Below are 21514 nucleotides of genomic sequence, written 5' to 3' on the forward strand. Positions count from 1 at the left end.
GCGCCGCCACGTCGTCGGCGGCGCGGGGCGACAGAGCGGAGACCCCGGTGGTCACCTCGAGGATGCGCCCTCGAGGTGGACACCGGGGTTCTTCGGTTGAACGGCGCGGCACTTGCCGACGGCTAGTCCCGCTTCTTCTGCGTGTAGGCGACGGTGGCGGCGGCCGCGAGCGAGGCGCCGATGGCGACGAGCACCCCGCCGCCCCCGGTGAGCGGGGTGAGGAGCCCAGCCCCCGCCGGGATGAGCGACTGGGCGAGCCTGTTGCCGACGAGTCGGAGCGAGAGAGCGAGGCCGCGCTGATCCTCCGGCGCCACGTCGGTGAGCCAAGCCATCGTGATGGGCTGCGTGACACCGATCGCGAACCCGTAGAGCACGGCCGCGACCACGAGCCAGATCGGGCCGATCGGGAGGCCCGTGAGGGCGAGCGTCACCGCCGCCGCTCCCAGCGAGATCAGCAGCAGCATGCGCCGGGAGAGCCGTCGACTGAGCGCGGGGAGGGCCGCTCGGGAGGCGAGCGTCGCGAGGGCGCGGCTCGTCAGCATGAGGCTCACGAGCGCCGCGGAGATACCGGGCTGCGTGCTGAGCGCGGGCCAGAACGCGAGCGTCACGTCGACGGAGGCGATGGCGATCCCGCCCGCGACGACCGCCCGGAACGCGCCTGGCTCGCGCAGGATCTTCCGGCTCGACGCGAACGACCCCGGCCGCTTCGCGGCGCTGGCGCCTCGGGACCCGCTCCCCAGGAAGAGGCTGGCGACGCCGAGCAGGACGGCGGCTCCCATGGCGCACCAGAACACGAGCGAGAGGTTCGGGCCAGGACCGGCGGGGTTCGGGATGGCCAGCAGCAGCGGGCCGAGCGTCTGGCCGATGGATGCGGCGAGCGTGTAGAGCCCGAACGCCGACTCCCGAGACCCCACCTTCGAGCGATTGGCGACTGCGGTCTGCTCGCTGATGATGCTGAGCAGATGTCCGACGCCGAGGACGAGGGCCGCGACCATGAGGCCTGCGACGCTCTGCAGTGACACCAGCGCGATGCCGATCGCGGCGATGAGCAGGACGCTGCCGAGCACCGCGATGGTGCGTTCGCCGCGCCCATCCGTGAGCCGGCCGGCGGGCAGTGCGAGGAGGAGAGCCGGGAGCGCGAACGACGTCGCGAGCAGGCCGATGACGGCCTCCTGGCCGCCCGCTTCGAGCACGGCGAACGAGAGCCCGGGGCGAACCGCATACGTGAGCACCTGGATGAGCACGGCATGCACGATGATCCACGGCCACCGCGAGCCGGGTGTGCCCGGCATTCAGCGCACCTCCGAGGGGCGCGTCACGCCTTAGCCCACTCGCCCCGCACGTGCCCGATGTGCCGCGCGACGATCTCCTGCATCCGTTCGCGGTCGCCGTCGAGTGCCGCCTCGATCATCTGCTCGTGCTCGAGGGTGGATGCGGTGAGCTGGCCCGCCTCGGCGAGCGGCACCAGGTTGTGGAGGCGGCTGCGTTCGCGGGCGCGGCGCACGATCTGCACGAGCTCGGGGTTGCCGTGCATGGCGAGGAACGCGGTGTGGAACTCGGTGTCGGCAGTGAGGTACGCCACCATGTCGTTGGCCTCTTCCGCCCGCTTCATCGCCTCCACGAGAGGGCGAAGCGATCGGATGCGCGTGGCGTCGTCGTCGCTGCGGACCTCGGCGATGTCGCCCATGACAGGCACCTCGAGCAGCCGGCGCACCTCCGCGAGGTTGTCGAGTTCCGCGCGCGTGACCTCCGTCACCCGGAAGCCTGTGTTCGGAACGACCTCGACCATCCCGTCGCGCGCCAGGTCGAGCATCGCCTCGCGCACGGGGGTCGCCGACGAGTCGAAGCGCGCGGCGAGGGTGGGCGCCGAGTAGACCTGGCCTGGCGCGAGGTCGCCGCCGATGAGCGCCGCCCGCAGCTCGGCCGCCACCCGCTGGCGAACGGAATCCCGGCGGCCCCCGCCGGAATCGCTGGAGCCGGCCGGGCTCATCCTCGGCGCCCATCGGCGTCGGCGATCGCCTGCGCGAGCACGAGGTCCTCCCACGACATGCCAGCGCTCTTGAACACGACGGGCCGCCCGCCGCGAATGCCGCGGCTGCCTCGCACGAGGTCGCCCATCGGGATGAGGTCGTCGGCAGCGAGGTGCCCCTCGTCGATCGCCAGCACCACGTCGCCGCATTCGCGGAGCGCCGCGCCGATGTCCTCCACGATCACGTCCGACCGGCCGAGCAGGGCCCCCGGCAGCTCGCGCGCATCCGGCGAGTGCGAGCCCACGGCGACGACGACCGCGTCGTCGCGCACGACATCGTCCTCGAACAGCGGAGTCGAGGCGGTCGTCGTGCAGAGGATGAGCCCCGCGGCACGGGTCGCGGCCACGGCCTCCTCGCTGCCCGCCGCCACGACCGCATCGAAGTCGGCACCCGTCGTCACGCGGGCGGGGGAGCGGACCACCGAGGTGACGCTGCCCACGAGTCGAGTGCCCTCGAGCACCGCGCGGACCGTCCGCACGTGCGCTCGGGCCTGTGGGCCCGCTCCGAACACGACGATGTCCAGCGTTCCGGCGTCGCGCTCGAGCGCATCCCTGATCGCCGCTACCGAGACGGCCGAGGTGCGGATGTCGGTGAGCGCGGGACCGTCGATGAGCGCGCGCGGGCTGAGCGTCGCCGAGTCGAACAGCACGTAGAGGCCCTGGATGCGCGCGAGGCCCCGCGCGGGATTGTCCGGCGCGATCGTGAGCACCTTGATGCCGGTGCTTGTCGCCGTCTCCGCGGGCATGAGCAGGAACTCGCCGCCATCGAGCTGCTCGAAGATGCGCGCGTGGTCGGTCTCGGGACGGAAGCCGCCCGCGAGGGCGCGGCGCAGCGCATCCACGGCCGCCGTGGGCGTGAGCAGGGCCTCGACATCGCTCGCGTCGAGGAAGGGGATGCCGGCGCTCATCGCAGCACGAACCCGGGGGTCATCTCGTCGCTCGGGTCGACCTCGAACACATGCTCCCCGGTCTTGTGGGCGATGCCGGAGACCTGCGTCGTCGTCGCCCGGTGCCCGGCTTCGACGCCTTCCGCCACGACCCGCGCCAGGAATCTCGAGCCGACGATCGAGTCGTGCACGAGTTCCACGCCGACGGGCAGGATGCCTTCCTCGGTCAGCGTGGCGACCCGCGCGCACGTGCCGGACCCGCAGGGAGAGCGGTCGAGCTCTCCGTCTGCGAAGACCGTCGCGTTGCGCTGGTGCACGACGCCGTCCGCGCTGTGGTCCGAGTACAGGATCGTGCCGTAGATGCCGTTCAGGCGTCGGTCGCTCGGATGCTCGGCGTGCGCCGAGTCGTTCAGGAGCCACTTCACCTCGCGGCCGAACGCGATGACCTCGCTCACGTCCTCCGGCTCGATGGACAGCCCGACCGCGGTCGCGTCGACCTGGGCGTAGATGGCCCCGGCGAAGGTGATGTCGGCGAGCACTTCACCGCGGGACGTCTGCACGGGCACCCGTCGAGCGAGCACGTACCCGGGCACGTTGATGAAGTCGGCTCCGGTGACCGTTCCAGCCTGGTCCGTGCGGACCCGGGCCGTCACTCTCCCCGAGGGGACGTCGATGACGACGTCCGTCGTCCCGCTCTCGTCGGCAGTCACGAGCCCGCTCTCGATCGCCCACACGCCGAGCGCGATCGTGCCGTGCCCGCAGGCCGTCGAGAAGCCGTCCTTGTGCCAGAAGAGCACCCCGAGGTGAGCGCCGGCGTCGTCCGGCTCGACGATGAAGCCGCCGTACATATCGGCGTGCCCTCGCGGCTCGAAGCAGAGGAGGCGACGGGCGCGGTCGACCTCGGGGGACGCTGCGGCGAAGACGCGCTTGCTGGCGACGTCATCGCCGTCGATCGCGATGCCGAGATCCGGGACGATCCGGAACGGCTCGCCGGCTGTGTGGTAGTCGATCGTCGCGAACCGTTCGCGCATGATGCCTCCCCGTCAATTGCAATTGCAATAACACTACGCGTCGTCAGGCTCACGAGCGAGGATGGTGACACGCGATGCGCGCATCCCTCGAATGTGGCCTAGAACATAGGTACGATGGCGTGGTCATGAACTCGTACCTGCTCCATGCCGACGCCGATGCGTTCTTCGCGTCGGTCGCGCTGCGGGATCGGCCGGAGCTCGCGGCCAAGCCCGTCGCCGCAGTGGCGCACCTCTTCATCGCGAGCGCCAACTACCCGGCCCGCGAGTACGGCATCCACGCGGGCATGCTCGTGACCGAAGCCCGAGAGCTGTGCCCCCGCATCCTCCTCGTCGAGTCCTACCGGCAGGAGGTCGAAGCGGTGGGGGATGCGCTCTTCGCGCTCTTCGACTCGATCGCCAGGGGTATCGAGCCCGGTTCGATCGAGGAGGCGTTCCTCGACGTCGGAGCCACCACGCCGGAGGGGGCGCTCGAGGTCGCGCACGAGCTGCGACGGCGTGCCGCCACCGAACTGCGCATCCCGGTCAGCATCGGCATCGGCCGCACGAAGCTCATGGCGAAGCTCGCGTCACGCAACGCGAAGCCCGACGGTGTGCACGTCATCGACCCGGCGCGCGAACTCGAACTGCGCACGGAGCTGCCCATCGGCGACGTCTGGGGCATCGGGGCCCGCACCGAGGCGAGGCTCATCAAGCTGGGCGTCGCGCGCATCGGCGACGTCGACGTCATCCCGCGCGACGAGCTGCTGCGCGTGTGCGGCACGGCGATGGCGAGGCGGCTGTGGCGCATCCGCGCCGGCACGGACGAGGCCATGATCTCGCCCATCAGGCATCGCACGTCGCTCACCTCCGAGTCGTCGACGTCCGGGTATGCGCGCGCGGATCGCACGCCCGTCGAGGTCGTCGAGGGGTGCGTCGAACGCGTCTGCCATCGAGCCACCCGCGCCGGCCTCAGCGCGACCGGCATCAAGCTGGAGCTGCGCCCGACCGGTCTCGCCCCGATCCGCGAGAAGTATCAGGGCATCGACTCGAGCGCTTCGTTCGACGTGTGGATGCCCGTGGCCGAGCGGCTGCTCGTCGCCTCGAAGGCGACCGAGATCGAGTCGGCCAGCGTGACCCTCACGGGGCTCCTGCCCGTCGAGCTGGTGCAGCCGACGCTCTTCTGACCCGGGCGGGGCTCGTTCTCCTCGGTTCGCGAGTCTCAGCCCGCGGACAGCCAGGTGCGAACGCCGTCCCACGCACCGGGTGTGGCATCGTCGACCGTTGCTGCGAGGTCTGCGATCGAGACGCCGCGAAGCGAGTCACGCCAGGCGATCTCGGCCTTCGCCATGACCTTCGCGATGCCGCAGGGGGTGGTGCACGCCTCGGGTGGCGAGGCGAGGGGGCCCTGTTGGCGTATCTCCGTGCATCGGAATGCCCGCTCCGGTCCATCGATGGCTCGCACGACGTCGTAGACGGAGATGTCCTCGGGGCTTCGGGAGAGTCGGTAGCCGCCATCGCGCCCCTCGACGGCCGCGATGATGTCAGCCTTCGACAGCGCCTGCATGTGCTTGGCGAGGTAGCTCTTCGAGACGCCGTGGAGCTCGGCGAGCTGCGCGACGGGCACCGGGGACTCGCTGGCGCTGAGGACGGCGCAGCAGTGCAGTCCCCACTCGACACCCGCGGACATCTTCACGCAGCTCATGATACTCGGATATGAAATGTCTGTGTATGCTCGTGATCACGGACAAGATTTGTCCGAGTTAGATGGGAGGAAGCACCATGCGCATCGCAATCGCCGGATCCACAGGTCTCGTCGGGCGGCACGTCGTCCGAGAAGCTCTCGCCGCAGGGCACGACGTCCTCGAGCTGTCACGTCAGAACGGGGTTGACCTCACGTCCCCTGACGGTCTGGCGGGCCGTCTCGAGGGCGTCGACGCCGTCGTCGACGTCACCCAGAGCCCGACCCTCGATGAGACGGAATCAACGCAGTTCTTCACGACCGTCGCCGGAAATCTGGGCGACGCGGCCCGGGAAGCCGGGGTCACCCGCAGCGTGACGCTCTCGATCATCGGCATCGACCACGTCCCCGACTACGGCTACTACGTCGCGAAGCTCGCCCAAGAGCGGACCGCCATCGAACGTGGACCCGCCGCCCGCATCCTGCGAGCCGCCCAGTTCCTCGAGTTCCCAGGTCAGATGCTCGACCGGAACCGTGACGGTGACAAGGTGGTCATCCCAGAGCTCAAGACCCAGCCGGTCGCGATCTCGGAGATCGCACGCCTCCTCGTCCGTCTCGCCGACGACAGGGTCCCAGAGGCCATGGTCGAGCTTGCCGGCCCCGAGTCCGGCGAGCTGACCGACTTCGTGCGCCGCGTCGCCGAGGCACGCGGCGTCGAGGTCGAGGTCATCGGGGTCCGCGCCAGCGAGGGAATGGCCGACGGGGCCTGCTTGCCGGGCCAGAACGCCATCATCGCCGGCCCGGGGTTCACCGACTGGCTGGCCACACAGGCGTAACCGGTCCCGTCGACCGCGGCTTCCGCGTGGTTTCGTCCGCCCGCCACCCTGCCTCTACGCTGAACTGCAGATCGCGGGATGCGCGAGCAGACGAGACGAGGACCCCACGATGAGCAGCACCGTCGAGCCGCGCGAGGGCATCCTGCGCCCCATCTCGGCCGGCGTCGTCTCCGCGCTCGTCGCGTTCACGAGCTCGTTCATCGTCGTGCTGACCGGGCTGACCGCCGTCGGTGCCAGTGCAGACCAGGCGTCGAGCGGGCTCCTCGCCGTCAGCGTCACCATGGGCCTCGGCTGCATCCTCCTCGCGAGCTGGACCCGCCTGCCCATCACGGTCGCCTGGTCCACGCCCGGAGCGGCGCTGCTCGCGGCGACGGGCACGCTCGAGGGCGGGTGGCCAGTGGCCGTCGGCGCGTTCCTCGTCACCGGCATCCTCATCATCGTCACCGGCCTCATCCCACAGCTCGGTGCACTCGTGGCGCGGATCCCCGTCTCCGTCGCCCAGGCGATGCTCGCAGGGGTGCTGTTCCAGCTCTGCCTCGGACCGATCACCGGCATGGCCGAGAACCCGCTGGCCGTCGCGCCGGTCGTCGTCGCGTGGCTGCTCGCGCTGCGCTTCCTGCCGCGCTGGGCCGCGCCCATCGCGTTCCTCGTCGCCGCGATCGTCATCGGCGTCCACATCGTGGCCTCCGGGGCTTCTCTCGACGCCGCCGACTTGGCGCCGCGCACCCAGTTCACGGCACCCGAGTTCTCCGTCACCGGGATGATCGGCATCGCGCTTCCCCTCTACCTCGTGACGATGGCCTCCCAGAACGTGCCAGGCGTCGCCGTCATGAAGGGGCTCGGCTACGACGTCCCGTGGCGTCGCTCCCTCATCGTGACGGGCATCGGCACGGTCGCGGGAGCCCCGGCAGGTGGGCACGCCGTCAACCTGGCCGCCATCAGCGCCGCCCTCGCGGCCGGTCCGGAAGCCGGGGAGGACCGTTCGAGGCGCTGGATCGCGAGCGTCACCAACGGGGTCGTCGTCATCGTGCTCGGCGTCGCCTCCGCCGCGTTCGGGGCGCTCGTGCTGCTCGCCCCTGCTGGCGTCATCGCCGCCGTCGCCGGGCTCGCGCTCGTCGGCACGCTCGCGAGCTCGCTCAAAGCCGCGTTGGCAGAGACCGGGGAGCTCGTCCCCGCCGTCGTGACGTTCGCGACAGCCGCATCCGGCATCGCCATCGGTGGCATCAGCGCCGCGTTCTGGGCGCTGGTCGCGGGCCTCATCGTCCGCGTCGTCGTGCGCCCGCGCCGCCCGCCCGCCCAGGGCTGAGTTGCGGTCCCTGAGACCGCGGGATGACGACCAGAAGTCCGCCGCGGGCCGCCGGCATAACCGCTGAGCGTGGCTCAGTCGTTGCGCGGCGCGGTGAGCCTCACGACCACGAGGAAGACGGCGAGCGCGGCGATCGCACCCACGATCGCGGAGGTCCAGTTCGGCAACGAGAAGGGGTCGCTCGTGCTGCTCCAGAAGAGCACGCTGCCGAGCCAGCCTCCGAAGAGCGCGCCGAGCGCGCCCACGAAGAGCGGCGCGATCCAGTCGTCCCGACGGCGAGTCGGGAGGAAGCGCTTCGCGACCACCCCCGCGAGTAGGCCGATGGCGAGGAAGGCGAAGTAGCTCACGCGTGCTCCTGAGGTTCTGGGGACGATTCGACGGGCTTCAGCTCCCGGTACGCGAACGGCGGGATCTCGGCGACCGGAACGAGGACAACATCCCGCAGCTTCCAGTCGAGCCCACGACAATCCTCCGTGAGTCGATGCAGTTCCGCCAACTCGAGCGCGGCGCCGTCGCGAGGCACGATGAAGACCTCCGCCTGCAGCTCATGCCCTTGGTCTCGCACCCGGCACCCGACCTGCGCCACCCAGTCTCGTGCCTCCACGAACGTGTTGAGCTGTCCCGCCAGCGGGTGCGGGCGTTCACCGTCGTAGGTGCGCGCCTGCTCATCCATGAGGTCGAGCACCGCGATGCGCAGGTTCCGAACACCGTCGTACAGGATGCTCGCCGAGATGAAGAGCGCCGCGACGGAGTCGAGCCACCAGAGCCCGATGCCGATCCCCGCGACCCCGACGGCCGACCCGACCGCGGTCTGCCAGTCGGCCTTGTTCATGTCGGCGTCCGCGTACAGCACCTTGTCGTGCAGCTTCGCGGCGAGCTTCATCTTGTGGTGTCCGATGATGACCGGCGGCCACGCGATGAAGATCATGACGCCGATCATCAGCCAGCCGAGCCAGATCTGCCGCCCGAACAGCTCGACTGAACCGATCGTGGGGTGCTCCTGTGCGAGCAGCCCGGAACTCGAGTCGACGATCAGGAACACGGCCATCGAGGTCAGTGCGATGCCGGACACCAGGTGCCCGATGCCGACGGCCCGGTGGTAGCCGTAGGGATGCTCGACGGTCGCAGCCCTCCGGCTGATGCGAGCGGCGATGAGGAACGCGAACGGCGGGATGAACGACAGCAGGTCCTCGAGCCAGGCGGCCTTCATGGCCTGCGAGTTGCCGAGCACCAGGTAGACAAGGGTGACCGTGACGGCCAGGAAGCTGATGGTGATCCACTCGAGCCGGATCGCCTTCCTGCGGACCTCGTCGTGGGAGTCGCTCATGAGGTGGCCTCCGCAAGGTACGTCTCGAGCTCGACGAGGTAGGCGTTCTCGCCCATGGGCGTGAGCATCACGTGGGATACCTTGCCGCCCGCGGCGTCCTCGGTCTCCAGGAACGGCTGCGTCGAACCGGCCTCGTCGACGTAGGGCGAGTCGTCGCGGAAGCCGGCGATCGCGAGGTCGAGCGTGCCGTCCTCGAGGCCCTGGACGAGGGCGGCCTCGGAACCGTCCACCCAGGTGATCGAGGCGCCGAGCTCGTCGGCGAATCCCTCGACGAGCTCGACCTCGACGCCCGTCGGGTCCGCGCCCTCAGCGATCCCCGTGAACGGCGGGTTGTGGGAGACGCCGACTCGGAGCTCACCGCCACGAACCCGATCGAGGGTCCCGTCCGGGTCGGTCGGGACGCTCATCCCGCACCCGCACAGCATCAGCACGACGGTCGCGACCGCCATCGCCACGGCGATCGTTCGCCGCACGCTCGTCAACTCCCAGACGCGCAGAGCCATGTCAGCAGGTTAGGAGTTGTCGCTGTGCTCGAGCTCAGCACTCCGCGGCTGGCCGGGTTCCTGGACGACGACGCATGGCTCGTCGCCGATGCCGCCCTCGAGGAGGCCAAGCTCGCGAAACGCTTGCAGCCAGCCGACCATCGGCCACACCCGCCAGCGCTCGCGGAACAGGTTCGCGTTGCGCGCGATGTCGTGGAGGTGCTGCACCGGCGGATTCGAGGTGGGGTGCCACTGGTGGTAGGCGCGGGCACCGCCGACCCAGGCGAGCCCCACGCCCAGGTTCCCCGCGACTCGCGCGAAGTCGGTGTCCTCGGCGCCGTACCCGCGGTAGCCCTCGTGGAAGCCCCCGATGCGGCGCCAGTTGTCGGCGGTCACGGCGAAGGAGAGCGACCAGAAGAGGTTGCGATCGTCACCGAGCTGCACCTCGCCAGCCGCCGGGGCGGGGCGAGCGGGATGCGGGGCGTCCTTCAGCTCCACGCGTTCCGCGTCGTAGCCGTTCGGTCCAGGGGGCTCGAGGTAGGTGACCGGGCCGCTGAGCAGGCTCGACGCCCAGCGGGGATCCTGCGCTGCGTCCTGGTAGGCCTCGACGAGCCCACGGCCGGGGATGCAGTCGACGTCGAGGAACACGAGCAGCTCGGCACCACGCTCCAGTGCGATCCGCGCCCCTTCGTTGCGGGCGGCGGCGAGGGGGAGCCCGCTCGCGTCCGCGGGCATCTCGACGGTTGTTCCCGGCAGCAGTCCGTCGGAGATGAGCTCCGCGATCTGCAGGTCGCCCATCGCGACGACGATGGCGTCGTCCGCGGGTACCGACTGCCGGAGGAGCCCCCGTCGCTGCTCGAGCAGGTGGCGATGGCGCCCGTGCGCCAGCGTGATCGTCGCGGTCTTCATCGGCTCGCCATCCGGTCGAGCAGCGCGGCAGCTCGCAACGCGCCGCCGCCGTCGTTCCACGTCGCCCACTGCCTGCCGTCGAGCTCGGACGCGGCATCGAGGAGCCCCGCCCAGTCGTCGCGGTCGAACGTCTCGGCCACGATGACCGGCAGGTTCGGCGTCGCCGCGAGCACGCGCGCGGAGGTGATCTGCTCGTCGTGGGGCCGGGGCTGGGGTACGACGATCGCGGGGACCTGAGCCGCGGCGACGTCCGCGATCGCGCCCTGGCCCGCGTGCGTGATGACGAGCGACGCCTCGCGGATGCGGGGGCCGGGGTCGGCGACGCGGTTGCCGGGCGTCGTCCCGATCTCGTCCCACTCGACCCCGGGCGTCTGCCGTTTTGCCTCGCGGATCTGCGCCGACGTCATGCCGCCGCCGCCAGAACCGGCGAGCACGAGCACTCGTCTGATGGGGCCAGGGCCGGCGCTGTGGCCTCGCTCCGCAGCCGAGATCGCACCGACCTGATGGATGCGCGCTTCGATGTGGGACGGAACGCCTGGCAGCATTCCGGTGATGCCGACGGGCCAGGCCGCGAGGATCGCGTCGGACAGACCGAAGCCCAGCGTGTGCGGCGCGTCGGTGCGCACTCCGGGGAGTGCCACCGAGACGACGGGAACCCCGTGGAGTCTGGCCAGCGAGGCAACTTCGACGGAGACGTCGGAGACGAAGACGGTGGGGGCGGTCTCAGCGATCCAGGCGGAGATGCGGGCCATGCGGCGCCGCATGCCCTCGTCGTCGACGGGCGCCCAGTGCAGCGCGCCGTTCGCCGTCGGCTCGAGGGGCGAGAGCGCCATGTCGTCGCGCTCGAGGCGAATCCAGGGTCCGAGCCAGGCGTCGGGCTTGGCGAGCGTCGAGAGTCCGGTGACGGGCATCGAGCATTCGCGGGCGATGGCAAGCGCACGGCGCGCGTGCCCGCCGCCCTGATGGTGGACGTAGTAGCCGATGGTGCCCGTGACCGCCGAATCACCGGCGTTCGGACCGTTCGCTCCCGAGATGGTCATGCGGCTACCCGCCCTTCTGTCACCGAGCGCAGCAGCGCTTCGTACTCGTCCACCATCCGCTCGAGCGAGCAGAAGGTCTCCGCGCGTTCCCGCGCGCCTGCTCGGGGCAGGTTCGCCGCCTGCAGCAGTGCAGCTGCGAGCGCGTGGATGTCGTCGCCGGGGGCGAGCCGTCCGCTGCCGTCGTCGAGGATCTCGCGCAGCGCGCCGCGATCGAACGCGGCGACGGGGGTGCCGGCCGCCAGCGACTCCGCGGCCACGAGCCCGTACGGTTCGTCCCAGCGCGGGGTCACGAGCGTGACGCTCGCCCGACGGAGATGCTCGAAGAGAACATCGTGGTCGAGGTGCCCGAGGTAGCGGACGCTCTCGCCGAGACGTGGGCGGATCGCAGACTCGAAGTAGTCGCTGTCGTAGGCGGGCCCCGCGATGTCCAGCGGGACGCCCGCGAGGTTCGCGGCGTCGATCGCGAACTCGAGCCCCTTCTCCGGCACGATGCGCCCCGACCAGAATGCGGGCCCGCCTCCGTCGCCCGGACGAAGGCGCTCGGTGTCCACGCCATTGAGGATCACCGAGCAGTCGATGCTGTCCGACCACGCCTCCCGCATGTGGGAGCTGACCGCGACGAACGTGCCGGCAGCCCCGTCGACCCGGACCGCCGATTCGATCCACCCGACGGGGGGAGTGTGCAGCGTGGTGACGACGGGAACATCGAGCAGTCCCGACATGGCAACCGGGAGGTGATGGATGCTGACGTTGAGGACCGCGTCGAATCGGTCGCTCGAGTTCCGTGCGAGACCGACCATGAGCGACAGGTAGGCGTGATGCTCGCGCATCCACTCGGCCGGCATGGCACCGACGTCGCGCCTCGCGGTCTCGCTCATGGAGAAGTCCGCGACGTCGAGGAACTCTACGCCGAGACTGGGGTCCGAACCGGGTGCCGCGAACAGCGTCACCTGGTGCCCGCGGCGCTTGAGCGCCGTGATCAACGCGTGCGTATGTGCCTCGAGCCCGCCGGCGAAGGGCTCGCTGATGGGGAAGCGCGAGGGGCCGATGACGCAGATCCTCACTGGGTCACCCGCACTCGGGTCAGCACTGCCGCGTAGATGTCCGCGTGCGCTGCGGCGATCTCATCTCGCTGCGACGCCCGGAACTCGGGGGCGTGGCGGGGCGCGACGGCGCGTGACGCGGCGAGCACCGCATCCCGCAGCGAACGGGCGTCGAGTGCGTCAGCCGCGCGCCGGTAGGTGAAGACCGGCCCCTGATCGGCGTAGAAGCCCACATCGGGGGCGATGACGGTCGTGCCAAGGTCGAGGCACGCCTCCATCCAGCCCGAGTGCGTCCCGAAGCGATAGGGGAGCACCGACGCGTCGAGCGAGGCCAGGTAGCGCCACAGCTCTTCGTCGCTCAGGTAGTCGTGGATGCGCAGCTCGATGTGGCCCGCGTCCGCGAGCTCCCGCAGGCGCGAGGCGAGGCCCTCTTCGAACTTGGCCCCACCCGGCTCGAGGATCTCACGGTGCCCGTTGACGTGGACGACGATAGACGGCTCGACACGCGCCAGCTCGACGAGCGCCTCGATCACGGGCAGCGGCTCCATGCTCGCGCGCAGGCTCTTCGCGTGCACGCCCACATGGAACTCGCCACGTGTATCCACCCGTTCAGCCAGAGCGGTCTCGACTTCAGCAGGCTCGACGATGTGCGGGTGCGGGATCACGACCGGTCGTCTGCCCCACCGGCGTTCGACCTCGTCCGCAGCCCCCTCCGTGAGGGTGATGAGCTCATCCGCCGCGGGGATCAGGATGTCGAGGTGAGCGAGGTGGGCCTCAGGCGTCGCGTGGTGCGGGTTCGTGAGGTCGTGCACGGTGTACACGAGCGGCTTGCCCTCGCGGCGGAGCGCATCCACGAGCTCCGTGAGGACGTCCGGCGCGAGCGCGTCGAAACCGAAGTGCACATGGAAGACGTCGAACTCGTCGGCGTGCTGTTCGATCCAGGACGGCTCGAGCATGACGGGGGGCCACCAGCGCTCGGCTGCAACCCGAGCGGAGCCGTCGGGGTGAGGGTCCGGGAGTCGGAGGATCGCTGCGAGCGATGGGTCTGGCGTGACGGCCGAGAGGTGCCTGACGTAGACGTGCCCCGCGGGAACGCTCGCAATCCGAATGGTTCGACTGAGGTCGTCGACGACGTCTGAGCTGCTGGGGGATGACACCCCTCCACCTAAACAGCTTCAACAGGGGAGCGTCGCGCTCTTGACAGTCCTCGACCATCGTGCATTCGTCCGCCCGGCCCTGGAACCCGGCGCGAGGCGGGTCAGTCGCCCGGGTTCGGCTCCACGATGACGAGGCCGACGCCAGGACCGACCAGCAGGTTCGCCGGCTCGAGGCGTCCTTCACCGCGGTCCCCGCGCACCCAGAACCACTCTCCGCTCGCGACGCGAGCAAGGATCTCGGCCTGGAACGTCCCGATGTCGTCCACGAGCTTCGAGAACGTCTCCCCCTGGTAGAGGAGCTCGATCCTGGTCTGTCCGTTCATGACGCCCTCTCTGCGGGTTCAGCGATCACGGCCAGGCCGGCCTGCGAATTGGCGCCCTGTACCAGCGCCTCAACCCACGATCGGTTGATGTGCACCTGCCGGCTGCCGAGGAATTTGAAGCGGATGGGGACGGCCGGGTGCATCCAGACGGTACTGCGACCGTCGCCACCTGCGTTGTTGTCCTTCCAGCTGAAGAAGAACGACTCGCCGCGGCGCAGCTTCGTGCCGATTGCGAGCTGGAGGTGCGCAAGCAGGCGATCCTCGAAGTCGACTGTGACCTCGGAGTTGTAGATGAACTTCCCCACGCTGAACCCTGCTTTCTGGTCTGTCGCGCATTGTGTGCGCCGTCCATTATCACTGTCTCGGAGCTGACGTTTCGCCAGCTCGGCGTCTAGAGCTCGTCGAGCCAGTCGGGATGCGGCACGCGCGGGTCGTTCGACGACCCTTCTTCGACGAGCGCCTCTGGCGCCCCGTGCTCTTCGGCGAGCTCGGCACGGAGCCTCTGGAAGGTCGCGAGCGCCTCGCTGTCGTCGAACTCCGGGACCTCGGAAGTGACCGTCTCGGTCGCGATCTGGCTCGAGGGCCCGACCAGCACGGAGAGCATGTTGTCCGAGCCGTCGGCGTGACGAACCGGGATCTCGACGATTCCGGCCTGATGGGCAGCGGCAAGCGCCGCCGCATACGCGACCAGCTCTTTCGCGATCCTCGTGCTCGTGAAGTAGACGCCACCTGCGTAGTGAAGTTGGTCCATCGTTTCCCCAGACGGTCGCGTGCGTGCAGAATTCCCCGAGTCTCGCAGGCCCAGTTGGGTGCGCTTGGAGTATTGCCTTCTGAACCGTTGTATGAAGCGGCGGCATCTGTTTCCCGAATGGAAACGCGAAATGAGGCTCCGTAACGCTACGCTCAGTGCAAATCCCACGCCTTGGCAGTGCCTGATTGGAGTCCCTGATGTCTACCCCTCAGCTCGACGCCCCGCTCTACCCACCGCTCTACGGAGCCAGCTTCGGTCAGGCGGTGAAGCGGTTCTTCAAGAAGTACGCCGTCTTCTCCGGTCGGGCCAGCCGCAGCGAGTACTGGTGGTGGATTCTCTTCGGCGTCATCGTCAACGCCGTGTTCTTCCTCATCGGCTCTCTCGCCGGCGGGCCGGGCACTATGGACTCCTCCGGCCAGTTCACCGGCGCCAGCGGGGGCTACACGGCCGTGTCGGTCGTGCAGTCGCTCTGGGGCCTCGCGACGCTCATCCCGGGGCTCGCGCTGCTCTTTCGCCGCCTGCACGACACGAACCGCTCCGGCTGGTGGTGGCTGCTCCTCTTCATCCCGCTCATCGGCGCGATCGTCATCCTCGTGTTCGTGATCAGCGACTCGCGCCCCGAGGGCGCCCGCTTCGACCGCCAGTAGCACTGGCCGCCGAGCGACCGAACCGCCACCCTCGATCGAGGGTGGCGGTTTCGTCGGTCAGCACGCTCGGCCCGTGAGCGTCACGACTCCGGGGTGACGGCCTCCGCGACCGCACCGAAGCGGCCGAGGAGTCCAGAGAAGACACGCAGCTCCTCTGGCGTCCAGTCCCGCAGCACAGCGTGCAGGCGGTGGCGGTTGCGGGCACGCACCTCGGTGACCCGTTCGACGGCGAACGACGTCGGCGTCAGGATGCGCGCCCGCCCGTCGTTCGGGTCCGACCCGACCGTCAGCAGCTCGAACTCCTCGAGCATCCGCACCTGTCGGCTCATGACGCTCTTGTCGACGGCGAGCTGCTCGCCGAGCATGCCGGCGTGCGCCGTGCCGTGCTGCACCAGCGCGGAGAGGATCTTGTAGCCGATGGGCTGCAGCGACGGGTGCACTGCGACGGCCGACTCGCTCCACGTGGTGCGGACACGGCGGTAGAAGGTGCCGAGCTCCGTCTCCACTGAGGCGATCGCCTCCGCGAAGTCGGCGTCGTCTGGGGACTCTGGCATGGTCGCCATCTTAGGTGCGGTCCGCCCGCCGCCCCGAGTCGCCGAGGATCGGGATGGCGCCGGTGCGGGGGATGCCGACCACGGCCTCGGCGACCTCCACGAGGTCCTCCGATGCCGACTCTGCACCCGCGTGTCCGCTGGGGTTCTCCTCGCCCTTCGCGCGCTGCACCGCGTTCTGCGTGCCGAGCTGCGCGTTCGGGAGGAACGAGACCGCGACGAGGGTCACGATCGCGAGCGGCAGTGCTGCGAGGAAGATCGCGCCGACCGAGGTGCCGTAGGCGTCCTCGACGAGGATCCGCAGCCACTCGGGGAGCGTCGCGAGCTGCGGGATGCTGCCGCCCGCGAGCGACTGCGCCGCAACCGCCTGCTGCTCAGGTGGCAGCGCCCGCACGCTCGTGGAGATCGTGTCCGCCACGACCGTTCCGAGGATCGACCCCATGACGGAGACGCCGATCGTGCCGCCGAGGCTGCGGAAGAACGTGACCGCGCTCGTCGCGACGCCCATGTTCTTGACCTCGGCCTTGTTCTGCACGACGAGCACGAGGTTCTGCATGACCATGCCGACGCCGGCGCCGAGCGCGAACATCGAGAGGCCAACGTAGAGGTACGGCGTGTCGTAGTGAAGGCGGCTCAGCAGGAAGAGGCCGACGACCATGAGCGCGCTGCCCGTGACGACGAACGCCTTCCACTTCCCGCGACGGCTGATGAGGTTTCCCACGATGGTCGAGGCGACGAGGAGGCCCGCCATCATCGGGATCGTGAGGATGCCCGACTCGGTCGGGGTCGCCCCTCGCGCGAGCTGCATGTACTGGCTGAGGAAGACGCTGGTGCCGAACATGGCGACGCCGACCGAGACGCTCGCGATCACCGCGAGGGTGAAGGTGCGGTCGCGGAAGAGCGTGAGCGGGATGAGCGGCTCCTTGACGCGCAGCTCGACGAGGACCGCGATGACGAGCAGCAGCACGCCGCCGCCGGCCATGAGCCAGGAGGGGAGCGAGTTCCACTCGAACTGCGAACCCGCGAGGGTCACCCAGATGAGCAGCAGCGAGACGCCGCTCGAGATGAGCACGATGCCGAAGTAGTCGATGCTGACCTTGCGCTTCTTGGGCTTCGGCAGGTGCAGTGTGACCTGCAGCAGGATGAGCGCCACGACCGCGAAGGGGAGCCCCACGAAGAAGTTCCAGCGCCATCCGAACGCGTCGGTGATGACGCCGCCGAGCAGGGGGCCGCCGACCGTGGCGAGCGCCATGACGGCACCGAAGAAGCCGGCGTAGCGGCCGCGCTCGCGGGGGCTGAGGATGTCGGCCATGACGATCTGGCTGAGCGCGCCGAGGCCACCGGCGCCGAGGCCCTGGAACACGCGCATCGTGATGAGCATGGACGTGTCCTGCGCGAAGCCGGCGATCGCCGAGCTGACGACGAAGATGACCAGCGAGATCTGCAGGAGCAGCTTGCGGTTCGTGAGGTCGGCGAGCTTGCCCCAGATGGGGGTTGAGACGGTCGTCGCGAGGAGGGTCGCGGTCACCACCCAGGTGAACGCGCTCTGGTCGCCCTTGAGGTCGCTGATGATGAGCGGCAGGGACGTGCTCACGACGGTCGACGCGAGCATCGACACGAACATGCCGAGCATCAGGCCGGAGAGGGCCTGGAGCACCTGGCGGCGGCTCATGCCGGATTCGGTGAGCGCTGCTGCTGGCTTGGTGCTGGGTCTGGGGTTCTTGCTAGACGACATCGACGCGGGGCCTCCTGATAGTTGACGACGGTCAACCATACATAGATGGTTGACCGCAGTCAACTACCAGAAAGGGCCCCGCGAACGGGGCCCTGATCCTGCGTGCTGCTGACTGCGGCGCTGTGCCTAGTCGATCTTGCGCTTGAGGTTGTCGAGGCCCTCCTTGGCGCCGTCCTTGACGTCCTCGACCTTGTCCTTGAACCCGGCCTTCGCCTGGTCGGACCGGCCTTCGGCCTTCAGCTCCTCATTGCCGGAGACCGCTCCAGCGGCTTCCTTCGCGCGTCCGCCGAGGTCTTCTGACTTGTTCTCAATTCGATCGTCAATTCCCATGAGGGGATGCTCTCAGGCCAACTTGAGCGCCGCCTGTGGCGACGCATGACCCGGACGCTCCACGGATCGGGGTGCGGTCCCGCGGGCGCCTCAAGCCCCCTGGTGGCGTTCGGTCTGCCCGGACAGCGCCTCGAAGACGGCAGCAACGGCCTCGTCGTCGCCCACCCCCAGCTCGCGTGCCTCGACGGCAAACGCCCGCGCCGCTGCCGTGAGCCGCACATCCCCGTTCCGGCTGTTCGCCGTCACGAAGGTGCCGGCGCGCCCACGGCCCTCGACGACGCCCTGTTCCTCGAGGGCCGTGTAGCACTTCGCGACGGTGCCCGGTGCAACACCGAGGGTCTCGGCGAGGGAGCGCACAGGGGGCAGCCGCTCGCCGGGTTGGAGGTCACCGCGCTCGACGGCGAGGATGATCGCATCACGAAGCTGCCTGCCCGGCGCCTTCGACGAGTCACCCCCGATCGCGAGGTGCTCGAAGAAGTCACCTGTGCTCATGCGCGAGGTCGCTTGCCTGGGCTCGTGTTCTCGTCGATCGCAGTCTCCGAGCCGAGCGAGATCTCCTCGTCGTCATCCGGCTCGACGAGGTCATCGAACATCGCGGCACTCACGGCCTCGTCGTGCTCCTTCGCACGCTGCGGGCCGAAACCGAGCCACTTGCGAGTCGGGTAGTGGAGCTTCTCACGCCGCCACCACAGCGTCGCGAGCACCAGCGTCGCGATACTCGGCACCAGCGCCAGCCACGCTCCGTAGGCGATCGGGTACTGGCCGTTCGCCGCATCCACACGCAACGTCGCGAAGACGAACAGGAACAGGATGCCGAGCGTCGCGAGGGCGGCGTAGACCTGGAGGATCTTGGCCGAGATCACCGCGACACCGGAGATCCGCAGGATCAGCACCACGACGAGGCCGAGCAGGGGAATGGTCGGGACGAGCCCGAACAGGAAGGTGCCGAACCAGTTGTAGCCGAGCGCCTCGTCCATCTGGCTGAGGCCGGTGCCCGCCAGGAACAGCTGCCAGCCGTTCAGGGTCGGGGCGATGCGGTTGAGGGGGATCTCGGAGTTCCACCAGGGGAAGAACATCACCACGAGCAGCAGGGCCGCCAGGACGCCGAACGCGATCTGCTTGGGGCGGTAGGCCGGGTACGACGACATCGCCGCCGTGTCCTCGACCAGCGAATCGTCGTCCTGCGCAGTAGCCATGCCCCCAGCCTACGAGGCAGGTTCGCAATCGTGGCTCCGAACGCGCAGACTGGATGCGGCCCCTCACGAGGCCGAACGGTCTCAGGCGGCGAGAGGGGCAGCATGACGGAACGACACCACAGGCCCGTGCGCGTGCCATCGCAGGCGTTCGAAGCGCTCATCGGCGCCGATGACCCCGCGGCGGTGAGCCGCGTCGCCCACGATACGGCGAGGGCACTGCTGCAGCGGGCGCGCGGAGAGGGCGACCAGGCCGTCGTCGCGCGTCTCGTCGCCTACGCCGACGAGCACGGCATCGATGAGATCGCCGAGCTCTGGGCCGGCGCCAGCTCGCGGTCGCTGCCTGGCGCACTGTGGCGTCTCTACCTGCTGCGGCAGGCCGTGCGCGCGAACCCCGCGGAGACGAGCTACCTCTTCCGCCGCGGCTACGAGGTCGACCGCTCGATCAGCTCCGTCGTCGCAGGAGCCGCCACGCCGACCGGCCCAGAAGAGGTCGTCGCCCTCGCGGACGTCATCCTGCACGGCGCCTTCTCCGGAGACTTCGCGCTCGCGCTCGAGCGAGCCGCCGCGTTCTGCCGCGTCATGTCACAGGGCGCGACGAGTCTCGCGAAAGACGAGGAAGGGCCAGCGCCCGCTCGAGCCAGGCAATCGACGCGTCGTGCCGTCCGCTACCTCGAGATGGGCGACGACCTGCACGCCTCCGCCGGCATGTGGCGCCTCGATACCCTCGACTGAGCCGCGGCGCGCCGCATCCCGCCCGCGCACTCGCTGCCCTCCGCTTCGCTTGCACACCCGCTGCCGGCCGCTTCGCCCGCGACTTCGCCCAGAGGGCTGCCAAAGCAGCTCCGTGACCCCCCTTTGGGGCAAGTCGCGGGCCGAGCGGGCGTTCGAGCGAGCCTCTGCGACGAGCCGAGTGCAATACGACGTCGGATGTGTTCGCGGAGAGCCGATCCGGCTTCCGGAGCGCCCGAGGTTCGGTAAACTCGACGTCGCCGGGCCGCAGTAACCCCGGGCTCCAATATTCGCCGCTGCGAGCGGCCTTCCGCCGAGAGGCGTTCCTGCGGCCTGGCTTTTCTCTTCCCTGCAGTCGCGCGCCGCATCCGTCGTCTCGGGATGGAAACCTCGCATCGTTGCGGGAAGTTCTCCAGCACGAAGTGAGAATCCCATCCCGAGTCGGTGCGTCGCCGCGTCGCCGCGTCTCCGCGTCTCCGCGTCTCCGCGTCGCCGCCTCGCCGCCTCGCCTCGACGGCCGCGTCGCCGCCTCGACGGCCGCGCGGTCCATCCGTCGTTTCGAGATGGGTTTCGCGCTTCGGGATGCGTTGCAACCCATCTGCATGCGTGGAACCCATCTCGAGTCGGGGAGATCGATGAGTGGCCCAGCGCGCGACGACGGGGCCGACGCAGCGCGCGACGAAGGCCCCGGCGAGATCGCCGGGGCCTTCGTCATGATGCGGGGAGTGCGGTCTAGCCGAAGCGGCCCGACACGTAGTCCTCCGTCGCCTGGACGGACGGGTTCTCGAAGATCGTCTTCGTCGTGTCGTACTCGATGAGCTTGCCCGGCATCCCGGTTCCGGCGATGTTGAAGAACGCCGTCTTGTCAGAGACGCGCGACGCCTGCTGCATGTTGTGGGTCACGATGACGATCGTGTACTCGGTCTTGAGGTCCTCGATGAGGTCCTCGATCGCGAGCGTCGAAATGGGGTCGAGGGCAGAGCAGGGCTCGTCCATGAGCAGCACGTCGGGGGAGACGGCGATGGCGCGGGCGATGCAGAGACGCTGCTGCTGTCCGCCGGAGAGGCCGGAGCCGGGGAGGTCGAGGCGGTCCTTGACCTCCTTCCACAGGTTGGCACCCTGCAGCGACTTCTCGACGAGGGCGTCGGCGTCGCTCTTGGAGATCTTCGTGTTGTTGAGCTTCACGCCGGCGAGCACGTTCTCACGGATCGACATCGTCGGGAACGGGTTCGGGCGCTGGAAGACCATGCCGACCTGACGGCGCACGAGGACGGGGTCGACGCCGGGGCCGTAGAGGTTGTTGCCGTCGATGAGGACCTCGCCGTCGACCCATGCCTTCGGGATGACCTCGTGCATGCGGTTGAGCGTGCGGAGGAACGTCGACTTGCCGCAGCCGGATGGGCCGATGAAGGCGGTGACGCTGCGGGGCTCGATCACCATGGAGACGTCTTCGACGGCCTTGAACTTGTCGTAGTAGACGTTGAGGTCGTTGACTTCGATGCGCTTGGACACTGTGTTTCCCTAACTTCCTGGCTGGTCGGCCTGGTC

At 69.4% G+C, this 21514-nt stretch carries 26 protein-coding genes; 5 read left to right on the plus strand and 21 right to left on the minus strand.

Annotated elements, in window-relative coordinates; genetic code table 11:
- Positions 1–122: 122 nt before the first annotated feature.
- Genes HDC34_RS06505 through HDC34_RS06520 form a run of 4 tightly spaced genes read right to left on the minus strand, consistent with a single transcriptional unit; the run spans position 123 to position 3947 of the window.
- Entirely contained in the window at positions 123–1292 is a 1170-nt protein-coding gene (locus HDC34_RS06505; RefSeq protein ID WP_179556295.1) for an MFS transporter, read from the minus strand.
- Positions 1293–1315: 23 nt separating this feature from the next.
- The gene (locus HDC34_RS06510) at positions 1316–1990 is read right to left on the minus strand and encodes a GntR family transcriptional regulator (protein ID WP_179556296.1); all 675 of its coding nucleotides are present in this window, start codon (positions 1988–1990) and stop codon (positions 1316–1318) included.
- On the minus strand, positions 1987–2937 hold the full coding sequence (locus HDC34_RS06515; protein ID WP_179556297.1) for an ornithine cyclodeaminase family protein: 951 nt from the start codon (positions 2935–2937) through the stop codon (positions 1987–1989). The genes HDC34_RS06510 and HDC34_RS06515 overlap by 4 nt, the downstream gene beginning before the upstream one ends.
- On the minus strand, positions 2934–3947 hold the full coding sequence (locus HDC34_RS06520) for a proline racemase family protein (RefSeq protein WP_179556298.1): 1014 nt from the start codon (positions 3945–3947) through the stop codon (positions 2934–2936). The genes HDC34_RS06515 and HDC34_RS06520 overlap by 4 nt, the downstream gene beginning before the upstream one ends.
- Positions 3948–4072: 125 nt before the next feature.
- Here HDC34_RS06520 and HDC34_RS06525 point away from each other — a divergent pair, with 125 nt between their 5' ends.
- Positions 4073–5110, plus strand: coding sequence for a DNA polymerase IV (locus HDC34_RS06525; protein ID WP_179556299.1), 1038 nt, complete (start codon positions 4073–4075; stop codon positions 5108–5110).
- A gap of 35 nt (positions 5111–5145) precedes the next feature.
- Here the strand turns inward: HDC34_RS06525 and HDC34_RS06530 are convergent, their stop codons facing one another.
- The gene (locus HDC34_RS06530) at positions 5146–5613 is read right to left on the minus strand and encodes an Rrf2 family transcriptional regulator (protein WP_249312076.1); all 468 of its coding nucleotides are present in this window, start codon (positions 5611–5613) and stop codon (positions 5146–5148) included.
- A 92-nt stretch (positions 5614–5705) separates the two neighbouring features.
- Between HDC34_RS06530 and HDC34_RS06535 the strand changes: the two genes are divergently transcribed.
- Together HDC34_RS06535 and HDC34_RS06540 are read left to right on the plus strand one after the other, a co-directional pair.
- The gene (locus HDC34_RS06535; protein ID WP_179556301.1) at positions 5706–6440 is read left to right on the plus strand and encodes an SDR family oxidoreductase; all 735 of its coding nucleotides are present in this window, start codon (positions 5706–5708) and stop codon (positions 6438–6440) included.
- Between the two features lie 109 nt (positions 6441–6549).
- Positions 6550–7746, plus strand: a complete 1197-nt coding sequence (locus HDC34_RS06540) for a benzoate/H(+) symporter BenE family transporter (RefSeq protein ID WP_179556302.1) — start codon at positions 6550–6552, stop codon at positions 7744–7746.
- Positions 7747–7820: 74 nt separating this feature from the next.
- On the opposite strand, the gene HDC34_RS06545 is transcribed toward HDC34_RS06540, so the two are convergent.
- The 10 genes from HDC34_RS06545 to HDC34_RS06590 all read right to left on the minus strand — a co-directional run bounded on the left by HDC34_RS06545 (position 7821) and on the right by HDC34_RS06590 (position 14778).
- Complete coding sequence (locus HDC34_RS06545) at positions 7821–8093, minus strand: GlsB/YeaQ/YmgE family stress response membrane protein (protein WP_104312511.1); 273 nt, start codon at positions 8091–8093, stop codon at positions 7821–7823.
- A complete protein-coding gene (locus HDC34_RS06550; protein ID WP_179556303.1) occupies positions 8090–9073 on the minus strand; it encodes a cation diffusion facilitator family transporter in 984 nt (327 codons plus the stop codon). The genes HDC34_RS06545 and HDC34_RS06550 overlap by 4 nt, the downstream gene beginning before the upstream one ends.
- Positions 9070–9576: a transporter substrate-binding domain-containing protein gene (locus tag HDC34_RS06555; protein ID WP_257023089.1), complete on the minus strand. Its 507-nt coding sequence runs from the start codon at positions 9574–9576 to the stop codon at positions 9070–9072. Before HDC34_RS06555 ends, HDC34_RS06550 begins: the two co-directional genes overlap by 4 nt.
- A 9-nt stretch (positions 9577–9585) precedes the next feature.
- The gene (locus HDC34_RS06560) at positions 9586–10464 is read right to left on the minus strand and encodes a glycosyltransferase family 2 protein (RefSeq protein WP_179556304.1); all 879 of its coding nucleotides are present in this window, start codon (positions 10462–10464) and stop codon (positions 9586–9588) included.
- Positions 10461–11504 carry a glycosyltransferase gene (locus HDC34_RS06565; protein ID WP_179556305.1) on the minus strand — a complete coding sequence of 348 codons (1044 nt, stop codon included), beginning with the start codon at positions 11502–11504 and terminating at the stop codon, positions 10461–10463. The genes HDC34_RS06560 and HDC34_RS06565 overlap by 4 nt, the downstream gene beginning before the upstream one ends.
- Positions 11501–12568 (minus strand): glycosyltransferase, encoded by a 1068-nt coding sequence (locus HDC34_RS06570; protein WP_179556306.1) that lies wholly within the window; start codon positions 12566–12568, stop codon positions 11501–11503. The genes HDC34_RS06565 and HDC34_RS06570 overlap by 4 nt, the downstream gene beginning before the upstream one ends.
- The gene (locus HDC34_RS06575) at positions 12565–13704 is read right to left on the minus strand and encodes a glycosyltransferase (protein WP_179556307.1); all 1140 of its coding nucleotides are present in this window, start codon (positions 13702–13704) and stop codon (positions 12565–12567) included. The genes HDC34_RS06570 and HDC34_RS06575 overlap by 4 nt, the downstream gene beginning before the upstream one ends.
- Before the next feature lie 101 nt (positions 13705–13805).
- A complete protein-coding gene (locus tag HDC34_RS06580; protein ID WP_179556308.1) occupies positions 13806–14027 on the minus strand; it encodes a hypothetical protein in 222 nt (73 codons plus the stop codon).
- Positions 14024–14332 (minus strand): ATP-dependent DNA ligase, encoded by a 309-nt coding sequence (locus HDC34_RS06585; RefSeq protein WP_104253917.1) that lies wholly within the window; start codon positions 14330–14332, stop codon positions 14024–14026. The genes HDC34_RS06580 and HDC34_RS06585 overlap by 4 nt, the downstream gene beginning before the upstream one ends.
- 86 nt (positions 14333–14418) lie before the next feature.
- On the minus strand, positions 14419–14778 hold the full coding sequence (locus HDC34_RS06590; RefSeq protein WP_179556309.1) for a hypothetical protein: 360 nt from the start codon (positions 14776–14778) through the stop codon (positions 14419–14421).
- Between the two features lie 197 nt (positions 14779–14975).
- Between HDC34_RS06590 and HDC34_RS06595 the strand changes: the two genes are divergently transcribed.
- Positions 14976–15425: a DUF805 domain-containing protein gene (locus HDC34_RS06595; RefSeq protein WP_104312505.1), complete on the plus strand. Its 450-nt coding sequence runs from the start codon at positions 14976–14978 to the stop codon at positions 15423–15425.
- Positions 15426–15505: 80 nt separating this feature from the next.
- On the opposite strand, the gene HDC34_RS06600 is transcribed toward HDC34_RS06595, so the two are convergent.
- From HDC34_RS06600 to HDC34_RS06620, 5 genes are all read right to left on the minus strand, one after another.
- A complete protein-coding gene (locus HDC34_RS06600) occupies positions 15506–15979 on the minus strand; it encodes a MarR family winged helix-turn-helix transcriptional regulator (protein ID WP_179556310.1) in 474 nt (157 codons plus the stop codon).
- A gap of 10 nt (positions 15980–15989) precedes the next feature.
- Complete coding sequence (locus tag HDC34_RS06605) at positions 15990–17711, minus strand: MDR family MFS transporter (protein ID WP_374757222.1); 1722 nt, start codon at positions 17709–17711, stop codon at positions 15990–15992.
- A gap of 126 nt (positions 17712–17837) precedes the next feature.
- Positions 17838–18041 (minus strand): CsbD family protein, encoded by a 204-nt coding sequence (locus tag HDC34_RS06610; RefSeq protein ID WP_104312502.1) that lies wholly within the window; start codon positions 18039–18041, stop codon positions 17838–17840.
- Between the two features lie 90 nt (positions 18042–18131).
- Positions 18132–18533 (minus strand): GntR family transcriptional regulator, encoded by a 402-nt coding sequence (locus tag HDC34_RS06615; protein ID WP_104312501.1) that lies wholly within the window; start codon positions 18531–18533, stop codon positions 18132–18134.
- Positions 18530–19237, minus strand: coding sequence for a hypothetical protein (locus tag HDC34_RS06620; RefSeq protein WP_179556311.1), 708 nt, complete (start codon positions 19235–19237; stop codon positions 18530–18532). The genes HDC34_RS06615 and HDC34_RS06620 overlap by 4 nt, the downstream gene beginning before the upstream one ends.
- Before the next feature lie 102 nt (positions 19238–19339).
- Here HDC34_RS06620 and HDC34_RS06625 point away from each other — a divergent pair, with 102 nt between their 5' ends.
- On the plus strand, positions 19340–19969 hold the full coding sequence (locus HDC34_RS06625; protein ID WP_104312499.1) for a DNA-directed RNA polymerase subunit beta: 630 nt from the start codon (positions 19340–19342) through the stop codon (positions 19967–19969).
- A 729-nt stretch (positions 19970–20698) separates the two neighbouring features.
- Here HDC34_RS06625 and pstB read toward each other — a convergent pair.
- Positions 20699–21478, minus strand: coding sequence for a phosphate ABC transporter ATP-binding protein PstB (gene pstB, locus HDC34_RS06630; protein ID WP_104241957.1), 780 nt, complete (start codon positions 21476–21478; stop codon positions 20699–20701).
- Positions 21479–21514: the final 36 nt, after the last annotated feature.

The sequence above is a fragment of the Pseudoclavibacter sp. JAI123 genome (genome assembly GCF_013409665.1).
Classification (GTDB): Bacteria; Actinomycetota; Actinomycetes; order Actinomycetales; family Microbacteriaceae; genus Pseudoclavibacter.